The organism is Actinokineospora globicatena, assembly GCF_024171945.1.
GTDB lineage: Bacteria > Actinomycetota > Actinomycetes > Mycobacteriales > Pseudonocardiaceae > Actinokineospora > Actinokineospora globicatena.
Map to the genome: position 1 here is coordinate 2,519,798 of NZ_JAMTCR010000002.1, position 15,385 is coordinate 2,535,182.

Consider the following 15,385-nt stretch of genomic DNA (forward strand, 5'->3'; position numbering starts at 1 on the left):
CTAGCTGGCCCGCTTGGTCGCGCTTACCGCCAACCCGGCCAGGACATCACCGGCGGGCTCGGCCAAGTCGACCCCGCTGAGCGCCCGCATCGCCGACTCGGTCAGCTCGCCGATCTGGCACTCGACCTCGGCCACCGCGCCCAAGTCGACCAGCAGCTCCCTGGTCCGCTCCACGGTCGCCGAGTCCAGGTTGTCGTTGCCCAGCGCCGACCGCATCAGGGCAGCGTCAGCGGACCGGCCCGCGGCGTCAGCCCTACCCAGCCCGATCGACATCAGCAGCGTCCGCTTGCCCTCGCGCAGGTCGTCCCCGGCGGGCTTCCCGGTCACGTCGGTGTCGCCGTACATGCCCAGCAGGTCGTCACGCAGCTGGAAGGCCACCCCGATGTCGGCGCCGAACGCCCGCAGCGCGGCCACGACCCGCTCATCGGCCCCGGCCAGCGCGGCGCCCATGTGCAGCGGTCGCTCCACCGTGTAAGCGGCGGTCTTCATCCTCGCCACGCTCAGTGACGCTGCCGCCGACTCGTCGCCCTTGGCCTGGGTCAGCACGTCCAGGTACTGCCCGGCCAGCATCTCCGCGCGCATCGCCTGCCACGGCACCAGCGCCGCCGCGCGCCGGTCCGGCGGCAGGTCGGCGCTGACGTACATGTCATCCGCCCAGGCCAGCGCCAGGTCACCGAGCAGGATCGCAGCCGCGGCGCCGAAGCGCTCCGAGGTGCCCAACCAGCCCCGCTCCCGGTGCCGGGCGGCGAACTCGACGTGCACGGTCGGCTTGCCCCGGCGCACCGCCGAGTCGTCCATCAGGTCGTCGTGCACCAGCGCGCACGCCTGGATCAGCTCCAGGGCGCTCACCGCGCACAGCACCGCCTCCGCCTCGGGCCCCGACCCGGCGCCGCCCGCGCCGCGCCACGCCCACCAGGCGAACGTCGGCCGGATCCGCTTGCCACCGCCGAGCACGAACGCGGCGAGCGACTCGACCGCCGAGCCGAACGAGGGCGCCATCTCGGCCATGCCCGCGCGCCGCCGCTCGAGGTAAGCGGACAGGTTGCGCTCGACGTGCACCGCCAGCGCCCCGTCCATGGAATTGTCGATCACCTGGGTCCGCCGCACGCACCTATCGTGCGCCGCGCCCACCCACCCGGCCCAGCCGGGGGTCGGCCAGTGTGACCCGGCACCCGGGTTGTCCAGACCTCAGGATCGGAGTTCCACCCGCCGGGACTTCGCTAGGCTGCACCGCATGACGACCGTGGTGCAGCGCGTCCGCGTGGGCAGGCCGGTGTTCTCGGTGGAGTTCATGCCGCCGCGCGACGAGGCCGACGAGCAACGGCTGTGGAACGCCATCCGCGAGCTGGAGGGGCTGGACCCCGCGTTCGTCTCCGTCACCTACGGCGCGGGCGGCTCCAGCCGGGACCGCACCATCCGCACCACCGGCCGCGTCGCGCGGGAGACCACCCTGGTCCCGATGGCCCACCTGACCGCCGTCGACCACTCCATCGCCGAACTGCGCAACGTCATCGGCTGGTACGCGGCCCTGGGCATCCGCAACATCCTCGCCCTGCGCGGCGACCCCCCCGGCGACCCCAACGGCGACTGGTCGGCCCACCCCGAGGGCCTGCACTACGCCGACGAACTCGTCCGCTTGGTCCGCGAACTCGGCGACTTCTGCGTTGGCGTCGCCGCCTTCCCCTACGGCCACCCGCGCTCGGCCGACCTGGACAGCGACACCACCAACCTGGTCCGGAAACTGGACGCGGGGGCGGACTTCGCCATCGCGCAACTGTTCTTCGAACCGGAGGACTTCCTGCGGCTGCGGGACCGGGTCGCGGCGCGCGGGTGCGATGCGGACTTGCTGCCGGGGATCATGCCGATCACGACCCGCAAGACGCTGGCCAAGACGATCGAGCTGTCTGGGGCGCCGCTGCCTTCGCGCATCGCTGATCTGCTGGAGCCGCACACGGACGCCAAGTCTTTTCGGGCGGCTGGGATTGATTTGGCTACTGAGGTCAGTGAGCGGCTGCTGGCTGAGGGCGTTACTGGGCTGCACTTCTACACGTTCAACCGGTCCAAGGCGACCAAGGAGGTCGTGAACCGGTTGGGGTTGGTGCCTGCTCGGACGTGAGTGTCTCTTGTGGACGCTCGCGGGGGTTTCTTTCGGCTTGATGATCACTCGTGGGGCGACTTGGGGGGGGGGCTCGCGGGTGGGTGGGGGCTGCGACCTGGTGGTTTCGGTTGCTGGCGGTTGAATTTTCCGTCTTCTGGGTGACAGAAGTTGTCCACATGTGGATCTCTGCGGGGGTCGGTTCAAGATCGCCCGTCGGGGGGTCCCGGTATACTGGACCAGGGCCGCCCCCCGGAGAGGGTGGGGGCCGGGCTGGGGTGGGACCGCGTGCGCGCGCGAAGCGGGACGATGGGGCTGGGGTGGCTCGGGGAAGTGGAGTTGGCCGGTAGGGCGAGCGAGCTTGTGGGGGCTCGTCGGGTGTGAGCCGAGGTTTGTAAGAGGCCGGGAGCCGGTAAGGCGCTGGGGTTAGTAGCGGCGGACGGTGGGTGGGCCTGCGGCGCGGAGGGTGCGTTTGTGGGTGAAGAAGGCGAGGGCCAGGACCAGGAGCGCTACGCCGATGGCGGAGGCGCCGACGATGGTTACCCACTTGGTCCAGGAGACGCCGGACTTGTCTGTGTACTGGACGGCGGCGTCGAACTCCGTGACGGCGCCTGGTTTGGGTTTCCAGTTGATGGTGCCGTTGTCGTTGATGCCGTTGGTCCGGGTGATGGTGCCGGGGAAGGTGACCGTCACCTGGATGTCGGCGCGGTCGGCGGGGAGTTCGGTCAGGTCGACCGAGCCCGCCATGGTGACCAGGTCGCCGGAGCGGCGGAAGTTGAGGCGGTACTGCTTGCCCGCGGTGATGGCGTCCGCGAGGACGGTGACCTCGGGGAAGGACAGGCCCTGGAACGCGACGGTCTGGCCGACGTAGCCGTCGGCGGTGTAGCTCTGGGTGCGGACCTTGCCCTTGAGCTCCGGGGGGATCGTCAGCGCCGGGCCGACGTCGCCCTGCTTGACCGCGACGGCGGCCACCACGAGCTGACCGGAGACCAGGTCGTCCTCCGACACCGCGAGCGAGGCCTGCACCCGCACGCACCCCGAAAGGGTCATCAGCGCCAGCAGCGCGAGCGGGATCAGGGCCGCCCACCTGCGTGAACGGGATCGGGGTCCTCGGGTGGCCTGCTGCACGCGGCCATCCTGCCGTACCCGTCCACCGCGCTCGCCGCCGACTGTTGGGTAACGTTCGACCATGGCGTCCTCCCCGCACGACGGCGTGCACCAGATCTGTGACCGCTACGTCGACGACATCGCCGCCGCCGACCCGATCCTGGCGACGCTGGTCGGCGTCGCAGGGCACGACCGCGACCTGCCCGACCTGTCCCCCGACGGCATCGCCGCCCGCGCGCAGGTGTCGCGCGCCGCGCTCGCGGCCATCGGCGGCGCCGAGCCGACCGACGCGGGCGAGGCCAACGCCAAGGCCGTGTTCGTCGAGCGGGTCGGGCTGCAGGTCGAGCTGTTCGAGGCCGGGGAGCGGCTCGCGGACCTCAACGTGATCGCCTCGCCGCCGCAGGACGTGCGGCAGGTGTTCGACCTGATGCCCAACGACACCGCCGACGACTGGTCGGTGATCGCCGCCCGGCTCGGCCAGGTGCCCGCCGCGCTCGCCGGGTACCAGGTGTCGCTGCGCGAGGCCGCGGCCAAGGGCGACGTCGCCGCGCTGCGCCAGGTCACCAAGGTCGCCGACCAGTGCCGCACCTGGGCCGCGTCGTTCTTCACCGACCTGGTCGCCGGCGCCGAGGTCGAGGGCGCGCTGCGCTCGGACCTCGACGCGGCCGCCGCCGGTGCGTCCAGCGCGTACGCGGGCCTCGCCGACTTCCTCACCGGTGAGCTCGCGCCGAAGGCCCCCACCGAGGACGCGGTCGGCGAGGACCGCTACCGGCTGTGGTCGCGGGAGTTCACCGGCGCCCGGCTCGACCTGCACGAGGCCTACGAGTGGGGCTGGGCCGAGTTCGCCCGGCTCGAGGCCGAGATGACGGAGGTCGCCGGTCGGATCTCCCCCGGGGCGAGCATCGCCGAGGCCGCCGCCGTGCTCGACGCCGACCCGCGCTACCAGGTCCAGGGCCAGAAGGCGCTGGAGGAGTGGATGCAGCGGCTCTCCGACCAGGCGCTGACCGACCTGCGCGGCGTGCACTTCGAGATCCCGGACCCGCTGATGCGCCTGGAGTGCCGCATCGCCCCGCCCGGCGGCAGCGTCGGCGCGTACTACACCGGCCCGACCGACGACTGGACCCGGCCGGGCCGCATGTGGTGGTCCGTGCCTGCCGAGCGCGAGGACTTCTCGACCTGGCGCGAGGTCAGCACCGTCTACCACGAGGGCGTCCCCGGTCACCACCTGCAGATCGCCACGGCGGTCCACCAGGCGGCGAGCCTCAACCGGTTCCAGCGGCTGCTGACCTGGGTGCCCGCGCACGGCGAGGGCTGGGCGCTCTACGCCGAGCGGCTGATGCGCGAGTTCGGCTACCTCTCCGACGACGGCGACCTGCTCGGCATGCTCGACGCGCACCTGTTCCGCGCGGCGCGGGTGATCGTCGACATCGGCATGCACCTGAAGCTGGAGATCCCCGGCGGGTACGGCTTCCACCCCGGCGAGCGCTGGACCCCCGACCTCGGCCTGGAGTTCATGCTCACCCGCACCATCACCGACCCGACCCACGTGCACGACGAGATCGACCGCTACCTGGGCTGGCCGGGGCAGGCCCCCACCTACAAGCTGGGTGAGCGGCTGTGGCTGCAGGCCCGCGACGAGGCCAAGGCGCGGCGCGGGGCCGACTTCGACCTCAAGGCCTTCCACCAGGACGCCCTGGTGATGGGTGCGATGGGGCTCGACACGCTGCGCGAGCGGCTGGCCGCCCTCTAAGCGGAGCTGGGTAAGAGGGTCAGGTCAGCGGAAGAGTCCGCCCGAGGACGCCGAACGGGCGTGGGTCCCCCGCGAACTGGTAGTCGCGCAAGACGTCGACGAACTCCAGTTTGCGGTACAGGTTCCACGCCCGGGACGGCCCCTCGGGCGTGGACAGCAGCACGTGCGCGTTGCCCGCGCCCGCGACCAGCCTGCGCACCAGTTCGCCGCCGATGCCCTGGCCCTGGGTGTCGGGGCGCACGTGCAACTCGGTCAGCTCGAAGTAGTCGGTCATCCAGCGGTCGGCCACGGCCACGCCGTGCCGCTCGGCGACCCCGCGCTTGACCTGCTCGTGCCACCACTGGCCGGGGGCGCCCTGGTAGCCGTAGGCGATGCCCGCCATCCGGTCCTCGGTGTCGAACGCGGCCACGCAGCGCCAGCCGACCCGCAGCATGTGCGCCAGCCACATCGGGGCGCGCTGCTCGGCGGTGCCCTTCGGGTACTGCATCGCGGTCACGTACAGGGTCAGCGCCTCGCGCAGGCGACCCCGCAGTTCGTCGCCCGCCAGTTCGGCGAAGCGGGCGACGCTGGGTGAGGGAACGGCGGTCACGAGGACGGATCTTCCTCCTCGGCGCCGACTCGCGCAGCCGTGCCCCCGGTGAGGGTCACCAGATCGGCGTAGGTGGTCGGGAACAGCGACCTCGGGTGACCGGCCGCCGCCCAGACGACCGGGTACCGCGCGAGGTGGCTGTCGACCAGGGTGCGCAGCGGTTCCGGGTGCCCGACCGGGGCCACACCGCCGATGGCCTGCCCGGTGTGCTCCCGCACGAACGCGGGGGTGGCCTTGCCGACCTCGGTCACCTCGGTGAGCGCGGCGAGCTTGGCGGTGTCCGCGCGGTGATCACCCGAGGTCAGGACCAGCAGCGGCGCCCCGTCCGCGACGAACACGAGACTGTTGGCGATCGCGCCGACCGGGACGCCGATGGCGGCGGCCGCCGCGGCCGCGGTGCGCACATCGCCGTCGAGGAACCGGATCCCGGCCGCGGCCTCGGGCAGTCCGGCGGCGCGCAGGGCGTCGGCGACGGCGGTGACGCCGGGGTGCTCGGGTGTGCTCACCGCTCCATCACACCACCCGGCCCCGCGCGCCGCGCACCTGCCCGGCACGTCACACCGAAGCGCGCTTGAACCCCGTCCGACCACGGGTTACGCTGACTTTGTTCGAACATGAGTTCGAACAGGCCCGGTGGTGGGGCGGGGGAAGCGCTTCACCGCCGGGCGCCGCCGGCTTCCCCTCGGCGGGTTCGTCGCTGTGGTTCGTGACGTCTCGATCGGGAGGAGGCCGTAGATGACCAGCACGCTCGACTTCCCCGTCACCCAGGCACCACCGGCGGCCGCCGTGGCCCTGCTCGGCCAGGCCGAGCGCGGGTTCGCCGCGGTGTCGGAGCGGGCCACGCCCGCGCACGTGTTCACCGAGTCCTACCTGTGCGCGCTGCGCGCCGCGGCCGCGCTGCTCGCCGCGCGCGGACGCCCGCACCGGGGCCGGGCCAAGCCGACCAGCGTGTGGACGCTGCTGGCGGCGGTGGCCCCGGAGATGCGCGAGTGGGCGGCGCACTTCGCCTCCTGCTCGGCCACCCGCGCCGCGGTGCAGGCGGGCATCACCAGCCGGGTCGGCCCCCGCGCCGCCGAGGACCTGCACCGGCAGACCGCCGAGTTCCTCGGCTTGGTCCGCCGCGCCGTGCACGGCAGCGGACGGTGACCGCGCTGATCGATGCCGACCGGCTGCTCGACGTGCTGGAGACCGAGACCACCCTGCTCGCGGTCAGCGCCGCGGCGGCCGACGGCGACCGCCCGGTCCCCGGCTGCCCCGGCCTGACCGTCGACGAGACCGCCCGCCACGTGGGCAGCGTCTACCGGATGGCGCTGACCTGGATCCGCACCGGCACCCGCCCGACCCGCTGGCAGCGCCAACCGCGCGACGGCGAACCGGTGGACCACTACCTGCGCGACGGCCTGCGGATGCTGCTCGGCGAACTGGAGGCCCGCCCGCCGGACGCCCCGTGCGCCACCTGGAGCCCCGCCGACCAGACCTACGGCTTCTGGCGCCGCCGGATGGCGCACGAGGCCACCGTGCACCGCGTCGACGTCCAGGCCGCCGCCGGTGGCGACATCACGCCGGTCCCGAGGGACGTGGCGGTGGACGGGGTGGACGAGGTCCTCACGCTCTGGTTCACCCACCGCCTCGCCGTCCTCGGCGTCTCGGGCACCCGGGCCACGACGGTCGCCGTCCGGACCGCCGGGTACGCCTGGCTGGCCGAGGTCGCCACGGACCGCACGCTCGCCGCCCCGGCGCCGCTGCCGGCCGCCGAATCCGCCGCCGCCACGGTGACCGCGCCACCGCAGGAGCTCTACCTCTGGCTGTGGGGTCGCAGCGCCGTCTTCAGCTCGGCCGTCACGCGCGAGGGCGACCTGGACGCCCTGACCCAACTCTGGGCCCTGCTGCGCCTGGCCACCCGCTGACCGCACTGTCCACTGTGGTCAGTGGTACCGCTGGGTGGGAAAAGTGTGGGAACGACCCGGCCGCGGGTGAAGGACTACGGTGTCGGACATGTCCACCCGCCTGGCGAGCCTCGTGATCGACGCGACTGACCCGGCGGCCGCTGCGCAGTTCTGGTACATCATGCTCGGCGGCACCGCCACCCCCGGCCGCGGCGGCTGCCACCGCCTGGTCGCCCCCGACCTGGGTGGCTGCGGTCTGGACCTGGCGTTCGTGCCCGCCAGGTGGGACAAGACGGCGAAGAACCGGATCCACCTCGACCTGGCCACCGAGAGCCCGCACGAGTACCAGGTGCTGACCTCGCTGGCCGCCGACGTCGGCGCGGTCGAGGTCAACGTGGGGCAGGGGCCCGGCGTGCCGTGGACGGTCTTCCGCGACCCGGCGGGCAACGAGTTCTGCATCCTGGAACCCGGGGACCTCTACCACCACACCGGCCCGCTGGCCGCGCTCGTCGTCGACGCGGTCGACCCGGTCCGGTTGGCCACCTTCTGGTCAGCGGCGACCGGGTGGCCGCTGGTGCACACCGAGGAGAACTCGGCGGCGCTGCGGGCCAGCGAGCAGGCGGGGCCGTGGATCGAGTTCCTGCGCGTGCCCGACCAGCGCCGCGGCCCCGGCCGGATCCGGCTCACGCTGGCCACCGACGACGAATCCGACGCCTCGGACCTGTTGACCAAGGGCGCAACCGAGCACGACGGGGTGTTCCGCGACCCGGAGGGCAACGAGTTCCGGCTCGTGCCCAGCCGCGTCCCGACCTGATCCGCCGCCGCGTGCAGCGGATCGCGCGGCCCGCCCCGTCTGGGTGGTAGCGGTGGAAAGGGTGGGGGATGACCTTCGACGAGTACGTGCGGGACCGCGGCCAGGCGTTGCTGCGGTTCGCGTACCTGCTCACCGGTGACCGCCACCTCGCCGAGGACCTGGTGCAGACGGCGTTGCTGAAGGCGCACGGCCGCTGGCGGCGGGTCGTGGCCGCCGACCACCCGGACGCCTACCTGCGCCGGATCCTGGTCAACGCCCACGTCGACTGGCGGCGCAGGCGGTCGAGCACGGAACTGCCCGTCCAGCCCGGCGACGCGTGGTTCGAGTCGGCCAGCGCGGGCGACCACGCCGACGGGGTGGCCAGCCGGGCGCAGACCTGGAGCGCGCTCGCGGCGTTGCCACCACGGCAACGGGCCGTGCTGGTGCTGCGGTTCTACGAGGACCGCGACGACCGGTCGATCGCGGAGTTGTTGGGCTGCACCGAGAGCACGGTCCGCTCCCAGGCGTCGCGGGCGCTGAGCAGCCTGCGCACCGCGTGGGGCGAGACGAAGGAACCCGCGGGTGAGTAGGGAGGAGGACCGATGAGCGAGGCGGAGCGGCGGCTGCGGGACGCCTTCACCGAGGGCGCGGCGCACGCCCCCAGCGACGACGGCATGCTGGCCGCCGTGCACCACCGCGTGCGACGCCGCCGGACCACGCGGTTGGCGGTGGCCGCCGGGGTCGCGGTGCTCGGGCTGGCAGGCGGCGCGGTCTACGTCGCCGAGAACGGGCCGCCCGACATGACGGCCACCGCGGTTGGGGCGGCACAGCGGCCCGGTGCCGCGATCGGGGTGGTGGGGTCGTGGGAACCGGTGTCGGTCACCGGGTTCAGCGGCTCCCTGCTGACTCCCCGGAGCCAGGCCCCGTGGATCACCCTCACCGGAGACGGCCGCTGGTCGGCGTCGGACGGCTGCAACACCACGTCGGGGCGCTACAAGGCAGGCGGAGACCAGTTCGCCGCCACCACCGAGGGGCCGTCGACGCTCATCGGGTGCGCCAACGTGCCCAACGCCCACGTGCTGACCCACGCCGCCACCTACGCCGTGCGGGGGGAAGAGCTGATCTTCTACGGCACCGATGGGGCCGAGCTGGGGACGTACCGCCGAGTCGCGAACTGATCGGCCCGGGGCGTTCGCGTGCACTAGCGTCCAGGCATGCCAACCCGCCTGGTCAACGTCGTCGTGGCCGCCACCGACCCGCCCGCCCAGGCACGCTTCTGGGCCGACCTGCTCGGCTGGCGCGTCAGCCACGTGGCCGACGGCGAAGTGGACGTCTCCGCGCCTGAGGAGGACGGGTGGGACATGGACCTGGTCTTCGTCCCGGTCGCCGAACCCAAGCGCGGTAAGAACAGCTTGCACCTGGATTTGTCCAGCCTGTCGGCGACTGATCAGGACGCCACGGTTCAGCGGGCTTTGGCCTTGGGTGCGCGGGCGTTGGACGTTGGGCAGGGGGACGTGCCGTGGGTGGTGCTCGCTGACCCTGAGGGGAACGAGTTCTGCGTTCTCGAGCCTCGGCCGGAGTATGCCGATACTGGTGCTGTGGCCGCGATCGTGGTGGATGCTGTGGATCCGGGGGCGCAGGCCACGTTTTGGGCCGCGGCGACGGGGTATCGGATCGTTCGGGATGATCCTGGGTTCGTCAGCTTGCATGCGCTTGAGCGGCATGGGCCATGGGTGGAGTTCCTTCGGGTTACGGATCCTAAGCTTGTGCGGAGTCGGGTGCATGTGGATGTGGCGCCGTTCGCGGGTGGGGATCAGGGGGGTGAGGTGGCGCGGTTGTTGGCTCTTGGGGCGAGGTTGCTTGATGTGGGGCAGGGGGATGTGCCGTGGACGGTGTTGGCGGATCCTGAGGGGGATGAGTTCTGCGTTCTGACTCCTCGGTGATGGTGCTCGTGGGGGTGCGGGGGGTGCGGGGCAAGGGATACTGCTCGGCTGCGCCATCGCGGGGAGGTCGGCTCGCCTTCGGCATTGCAGCTAGGCGCGAGAATGCGAAGAGCTCGATGGGGCGAACTTGTTTTGTGCGGGGCCCCTACGACACCCGTGGCAGGACCGCAAAGCAGGGGCCGAAAAGCATGGCCCTGTCCGCTACCGACGCTACGGGTACCGCTCCCCCACACAAAACAAGTCCACCCCATCGAGCCGGCCTGGCACCAGCGCCTTCGTGGAGCGGTGGCGGGTCAACGTTGTCAGCGGGTCTCTTGGGCCAACGTCGTTTGGCGGGTGTTCTGGGGCCAATGTTCGTCAGCGGGCATTTCGAGGCCAACGTCGTCGGTGGGTGCTTGTAGGTCAACGGTTGGCCCTCCCTGGTCGTAACCCGCACCCTGTAAGGGCGCTTATAGCGCGCCGCCATTCCCTGCACCGCCTGGAGGCGTCGGGACAGGTGGGGCGTCGGGGATTCGGACGTTGGGGTTGGGTGGTTCTCCTGTGGTCAGGCGCGGAGGCGGAGGCCTTTGGGGGTGGGGTGGAAGCCTGCTTCGCGGAGGATTGTGGATAGGGGGGAGGTTAGGGCGGTTTCGCCGTCGGTTTTTTGGACGGAGAGGGGGCCTAGCCAGCCGTCGCGGACGGCTTGGGTCAGGGCTTGGGCGGCGGCGTTGAGGGTGGGGGTGTCGTCGGTGAAGGAGAGGAGGGTGCGGCCGCCGCGTTCTACGTAGAGGGTGGGGATGCCCTCGACGAGGATGGCCAGGGCGCCTGCTTTGCGGGCGGGGCGGTGCTTGCCGTCGCCGACGGGGTCGGGCCAGGGGAGGGCGGCGCCGTAGGGCTGGGCAGGGTCGGCGGCGGCCAGGACGACAGCGGCCATCTTCCGGTCCGGAGTGGACGGGCGTTGCATGCTGGCGGGCATGGGCCATCCCTCGCCGAGCTGGACGTCGGGCTCCGGGGGAGTGGTGTCCGGGCGGGAGAGGGCGCGCAGCCGGTCCACCGCGCCGCGGGCGGCGAACTGGGAGGCGCCCAGGCCTTCCACGACGTAGCCGCGGATGATCTGGCCCGAGTCCTCCATGGCGCGCAACACCTTGTAGACGCCGCTGAACCCGCCGACCACCCGCTCGGTGTCCAGCGCCCCGCGGGTCAGGACGCCGTGCCGTTCCAGGAACGCCTCCGCGCGGGCGTGCGCGCGGCGGGTCGGGTCTTCCTCGCGCGGCACCACCAACGACCACCGCCCGCCGACCGTCGGCGGACCTGTGCGGCTCGGCATCACCGGACGGGCCGCGCGCATGCGGGCGTACCGGCCGCGTGGAGCGGTCCGCCGTGGTTTGTGCGCGGCGCCCTTGCCCGCGACGAGAGCCCGCAGCGGCGCGATCGTGTCGTTGGTGACGAGGCCGCCCCACACCAGGTCCCACAACGCGGTCACCACGTCTTGGTCGCCGGGGACCTCCGCGCCGCCGTCGACCAGGATCGCGCCCGTCCGATCGGCGATCTGCCGGAAGAACAGCGCCCCATCGTCCAAAGAAGACAGTACGGCGCCGTGCAGCGGTGTCTCCGGTACCGCTTCCTCCACCTCGGGCAGCAACAGGTCTGCCACATCGGACGGCGCCAACGCCACCCACCCGTCGCCACCGGCCAAGGCACCGCTACCGCACCAGGTGACCTCACCTGCTGCGGTGAGTTCATCGAGCAAGGCAGGCGTGTACCCGGGCAACCGCGCGGGCAGGATCAACGACTCCACGGCGCTGGCGGGCAACGGTGCCCCCGCGAGCTGTTCCACCACCGACAGCACGTCGTCGGCCGTCGGCGCGGACCGCAACCGGCGCCCGATCCCGTGCCAGCTCGGCAAGAACCGCCCCAACGCGGCGGGCTCGACCGGCTCCACCTCGGCCCGCAGCCGGGCCAACGAGGCCCGCCGCAACCGGCGCAGCACGTCCGCGTCGCAGTACTCGGTGTGCGTGCCGCCGGGCCGCAGCTCGCCGCGCACCAACCGGCCCGCACCGGCCAGCCGCTCCAGTACCCCCGTCACCACCGAGACGCCCAACCCGAACCGGGCCGCTGCCTCGGCGGCCGGGAACGGACCGTGGGTGCGGGCGTAGCGCGCCATCAGGTCACCGACCGGGTCCGCCACCGGCTCGGTGAACGCCTCCGGCACGCCGACCGGCAACGCGGTGCCCAACGCGTCGCGGACCCGGCCCGCGTCCTCGATCGCGAGGTAGCGCTCCTCGCCCGCGATCCGCACCCGCAGCACCCGCCGCGCCGCCACCAGCTCGGCCAGCCACTCGGGCTGGACGCCCCGCTCCGCCGCCTCCGCCTCGGACAGGTCGCCGAGGAAGCGCAGCAGGTCGGCGGCGTCCTCGGCGTGCCTGGCGTGCCGGTTGGGGTCCATCCGCTGCAGCGACCGCTCCACCTCGGCCAGCACCTCGGGGTCGAGCAGCTCGCGGATCGCCTCCGAGCCCAGCAGCTCGGCCAGCAGCGCGCTGTCGAGCGAGAGCGCCGCCGCCCGCCGCTCCGCCAACGGCACATCGGACCCGTAGAGGAACATGCCCACGTACCCGAACAGCAGGCTGCGCGCGAACGGCGACGCCGACGGTGTCTCCACCTCGACCACCCGCACCCGCCGGGACCGCACGTCCGACATCAGCTCCCGCAGCCCGGCCACGTCGTACACGTCCTGCAGGCACTCCCGCATCGCCTCCAGCACCACCGGGAACTGCTCGTACTTCGCCGCGACCGACAGCAGCTGCGCCGACCGCTGCCGCTGCTGCCACAACGGTGTCCGCCGCCGGGGATCGCGCCGGGGCAGCAGCAGCGACCGCGCGGCGCACTCGCGGAACCGGGAGGCGAACAGCGCCGACCCGCCCACCTCGGCGACCACGATCTGCTCCACCTCCTCCGGGTCGAGCAGCACGTCCTCGACCCCGGCCACCACCTCCTGGCCCGCGTCGTCGACCGCGTCCGGCAGCCGCAGCACGATCCCGTCGTCGGAGTGCGCGATCTGCGCCTCCACACCGCGCCGCTCGCGCAGCCTGGCCCCGATAGCCAACGCCCACGGCGCGTTCACCTGCGCCCCGAACGGCGAGTGCACCACCAGCCGCCAGTCGCCGAGCTCGTCGCGGAACCGCTCCACCAGGACGGTCCGGTCGTCGGGCACGTGCCTGGTCGCCTCGCGCTGCTCACCCAGGTACGCCAGCAGGTTGTCGGTCGCCCACTCGTCCAACCCGGCCGCCGCGGCGCGCTGCCGGGCGGCTGGTTCGTCCACAGCGGACAGTTCGCGGACGAAGGCGCCCAACGCCCGGCCCAGCTCCAGCGGACGCCCCGGCGCGTCGCCCTTCCAGAACGGCATCCGCGCTGGCTCCCCCGGCGCGGGCGTGACGATCACCCGGTCGTGGGTGATGTCCCGGACCCGCCACGCCGAGGTGCCCAACAGGAACGTGTCGCCCACCCGCGACTCGTAGACCATCTCCTCGTCCAGCTCACCGACCCGCGACCCAGCGCCGCGCTCGTCCGGCGGCGTCATCACGGTGAACAGCCCCCGGTCCGGGATGGTGCCGCCCGAGGTCACCGCCAGCCGCTGCGCCCCCGGCCGCCCGCGCAGCTCGCCGCTGATCCGGTCCCAGGTGATCCGCGGCCGCAGCTCGCCGAACTCCTCGCTCGGGTAGCGGCCCGCGAGCATGTCGAGCACCGAGAACAGCGCCGAGTCCGGCAGCGACGCGTACGGCGCGGCCCGGCGCACCAGCGCGGCCAGGTCGGTCACCGTCCACGGTTCCAGCGCCGTCATCGCCACCACGTGCTGGGCGAGCACGTCCAGCGGGTTGCGCGGGTAGCGGACCGCCTCGATCGCGCCACCGGCCATCCGCTCGGCCACCACCGCGCAGGACACGAGGTCGCCGCGGAACTTCGGGAACATCACCCCGCGCGAGACCGCCCCCACCTGGTGACCCGCCCGGCCGACGCGCTGCATCCCGGCGGCCACCGTCGGCGGTGCCTCGATCTGCACCACCAGGTCCACCGCGCCCATGTCGATGCCCAGCTCCAGCGAGGACGTCGCCACCACGCACGGCAACCGACCCGACTTCAGGTCCTCCTCGACCAGGGTCCGCTGCTCCCGCGACATCGACCCGTGGTGCGCCCTGGCCACCACCGGCTCGACCATCGTGGTCGACCCGGACTGCCCGATCGCCTCGGCCGGGAACCGCGCCAGCGCCTCGGACTCCTCGCTGGCCAGCTCGTTGAGCCGCGCGGTCATCCGCTCGGCCAGCCGCCGCGAGTTCGCGAACACGATGGTCGAGCGGTGCTCGCGCACCAGCTCCAACACCCGCTTCTCCACCAGCGGCCAGATCGACGGCCGCTCGGGCGCCTCGGGGGCGTCCGGGTCGACGGGCGCGGCCGGGCCCTCGCCGAGGCTGGCCATGTCCGCGACCGGGACCTCCACGGTGACCTGAATGGTCTTCGCGATCGTCGGCCGGACCACGGTGACCGGGCGCCCGCCGCCGAGGTACCCGCTGACCTCCTCCACCGGCCGCACCGTCGCCGACAACCCGATCCGCTGCGCGGGCCGCTCCAGCAGCGCGTCCAACCGCTCCAGCGACACCGCCAGGTGCGAGCCGCGCTTGGTGCCCGCCACGGCGTGCACCTCGTCGATGATCACCGTGCGCACCCCGCGCAGCGACTCCCGCGCCGCCGAGGTGAGCAGCAGGAACAGCGACTCCGGTGTCGTGACCAGCACGTCCGGCGGGGTCTTGGCGAACGCGCGGCGCTCGTCGGCCGGGGTGTCGCCGGTGCGCGTGCCGACGGTGATGTCCGGTTCCGGCAGGTCCAGCCGGTGCGCGGCCTGCCGGATACCCGCCAGCGGGGCGCGCAGGTTGCGCCGCACGTCCACCGCCAGCGCCTTGAGCGGGGAGACGTAGAGCACCCGGCAGCGCTGCTTGGCCTCGGTCGGGCCCTCGGCGGCCAACCGGTCGAGCGCCCACAGGAAGGCGGCCAGCGTCTTGCCGGAGCCGGTCGGCGCGACCACGAGCGCGTGCTCGCCCGCGGCGGCCGCCCGCCACGCACCGGCCTGGGCCTCGGTCGGCGCGGCGAAGGCGGCCCCGAACCACTGCCGGGTCGGGGCGGTGAACAGGTCGAGCACGTCGGTGGTCACATGGACATGGTTACCCCAGGTGGCCGACAGTGCCAGGAGTCGC

General features: G+C 72.9%; 13 protein-coding genes. 8 read left to right on the plus strand and 5 right to left on the minus strand.

What is annotated here, in order from left to right; all coding sequences use genetic code 11:
- Positions 1 to 1,077, minus strand: a complete 1,077-nt coding sequence (locus LV79_RS11405; protein ID WP_253835996.1) for a polyprenyl synthetase family protein — start codon at positions 1,075 to 1,077, stop codon at positions 1 to 3.
- Positions 1,078 to 1,234: 157 nt separating this feature from the next.
- Here LV79_RS11405 and metF point away from each other — a divergent pair, with 157 nt between their 5' ends.
- Positions 1,235 to 2,116 carry a methylenetetrahydrofolate reductase [NAD(P)H] gene (gene metF, locus LV79_RS11410; protein WP_253834864.1) on the plus strand — a complete coding sequence of 294 codons (882 nt, stop codon included), beginning with the start codon at positions 1,235 to 1,237 and terminating at the stop codon, positions 2,114 to 2,116.
- 405 nt (positions 2,117 to 2,521) lie between these two features.
- Here the strand turns inward: metF and LV79_RS11415 are convergent, their stop codons facing one another.
- On the minus strand, positions 2,522 to 3,286 hold the full coding sequence (locus LV79_RS11415; protein WP_253834865.1) for an LppM family (lipo)protein: 765 nt from the start codon (positions 3,284 to 3,286) through the stop codon (positions 2,522 to 2,524).
- Between LV79_RS11415 and LV79_RS11420 the strand changes: the two genes are divergently transcribed.
- Entirely contained in the window at positions 3,285 to 4,952 is a 1,668-nt protein-coding gene (locus tag LV79_RS11420) for a DUF885 domain-containing protein (RefSeq protein ID WP_253834867.1), read from the plus strand. The two genes, LV79_RS11415 and LV79_RS11420, sit on opposite strands and share 2 nt — an antisense overlap.
- A gap of 19 nt (positions 4,953 to 4,971) precedes the next feature.
- Here the strand turns inward: LV79_RS11420 and LV79_RS11425 are convergent, their stop codons facing one another.
- On the minus strand, positions 4,972 to 5,541 hold the full coding sequence (locus LV79_RS11425) for a GNAT family N-acetyltransferase (protein WP_253834869.1): 570 nt from the start codon (positions 5,539 to 5,541) through the stop codon (positions 4,972 to 4,974).
- Complete coding sequence (locus LV79_RS11430) at positions 5,538 to 6,047, minus strand: YbaK/EbsC family protein (RefSeq protein WP_253834871.1); 510 nt, start codon at positions 6,045 to 6,047, stop codon at positions 5,538 to 5,540. Before LV79_RS11430 ends, LV79_RS11425 begins: the two co-directional genes overlap by 4 nt.
- Positions 6,048 to 6,276: 229 nt before the next feature.
- Between LV79_RS11430 and LV79_RS11435 the strand changes: the two genes are divergently transcribed.
- From LV79_RS11435 to LV79_RS11460, 6 genes are all read left to right on the plus strand, one after another.
- Positions 6,277 to 6,687 carry an SAV_6107 family HEPN domain-containing protein gene (locus LV79_RS11435; protein ID WP_253834873.1) on the plus strand — a complete coding sequence of 137 codons (411 nt, stop codon included), beginning with the start codon at positions 6,277 to 6,279 and terminating at the stop codon, positions 6,685 to 6,687.
- Complete coding sequence (locus LV79_RS11440) at positions 6,684 to 7,448, plus strand: maleylpyruvate isomerase family mycothiol-dependent enzyme (protein WP_253834875.1); 765 nt, start codon at positions 6,684 to 6,686, stop codon at positions 7,446 to 7,448. The genes LV79_RS11435 and LV79_RS11440 overlap by 4 nt, the downstream gene beginning before the upstream one ends.
- 88 nt (positions 7,449 to 7,536) lie before the next feature.
- Positions 7,537 to 8,241 (plus strand): VOC family protein, encoded by a 705-nt coding sequence (locus LV79_RS11445; protein WP_253834876.1) that lies wholly within the window; start codon positions 7,537 to 7,539, stop codon positions 8,239 to 8,241.
- A 68-nt stretch (positions 8,242 to 8,309) separates the two neighbouring features.
- The gene (locus LV79_RS11450; RefSeq protein WP_253834877.1) at positions 8,310 to 8,810 is read left to right on the plus strand and encodes a SigE family RNA polymerase sigma factor; all 501 of its coding nucleotides are present in this window, start codon (positions 8,310 to 8,312) and stop codon (positions 8,808 to 8,810) included.
- Between the two features lie 12 nt (positions 8,811 to 8,822).
- Entirely contained in the window at positions 8,823 to 9,398 is a 576-nt protein-coding gene (locus LV79_RS11455) for an META domain-containing protein (protein ID WP_253834878.1), read from the plus strand.
- Positions 9,399 to 9,434: 36 nt separating this feature from the next.
- Positions 9,435 to 10,163 (plus strand): VOC family protein, encoded by a 729-nt coding sequence (locus tag LV79_RS11460; protein ID WP_253834879.1) that lies wholly within the window; start codon positions 9,435 to 9,437, stop codon positions 10,161 to 10,163.
- 544 nt (positions 10,164 to 10,707) lie between these two features.
- On the opposite strand, the gene LV79_RS11465 is transcribed toward LV79_RS11460, so the two are convergent.
- Positions 10,708 to 15,342 (minus strand): ATP-dependent helicase, encoded by a 4,635-nt coding sequence (locus LV79_RS11465; protein ID WP_253834880.1) that lies wholly within the window; start codon positions 15,340 to 15,342, stop codon positions 10,708 to 10,710.
- Between the last annotated feature and the right edge of the window lie 43 nt (positions 15,343 to 15,385).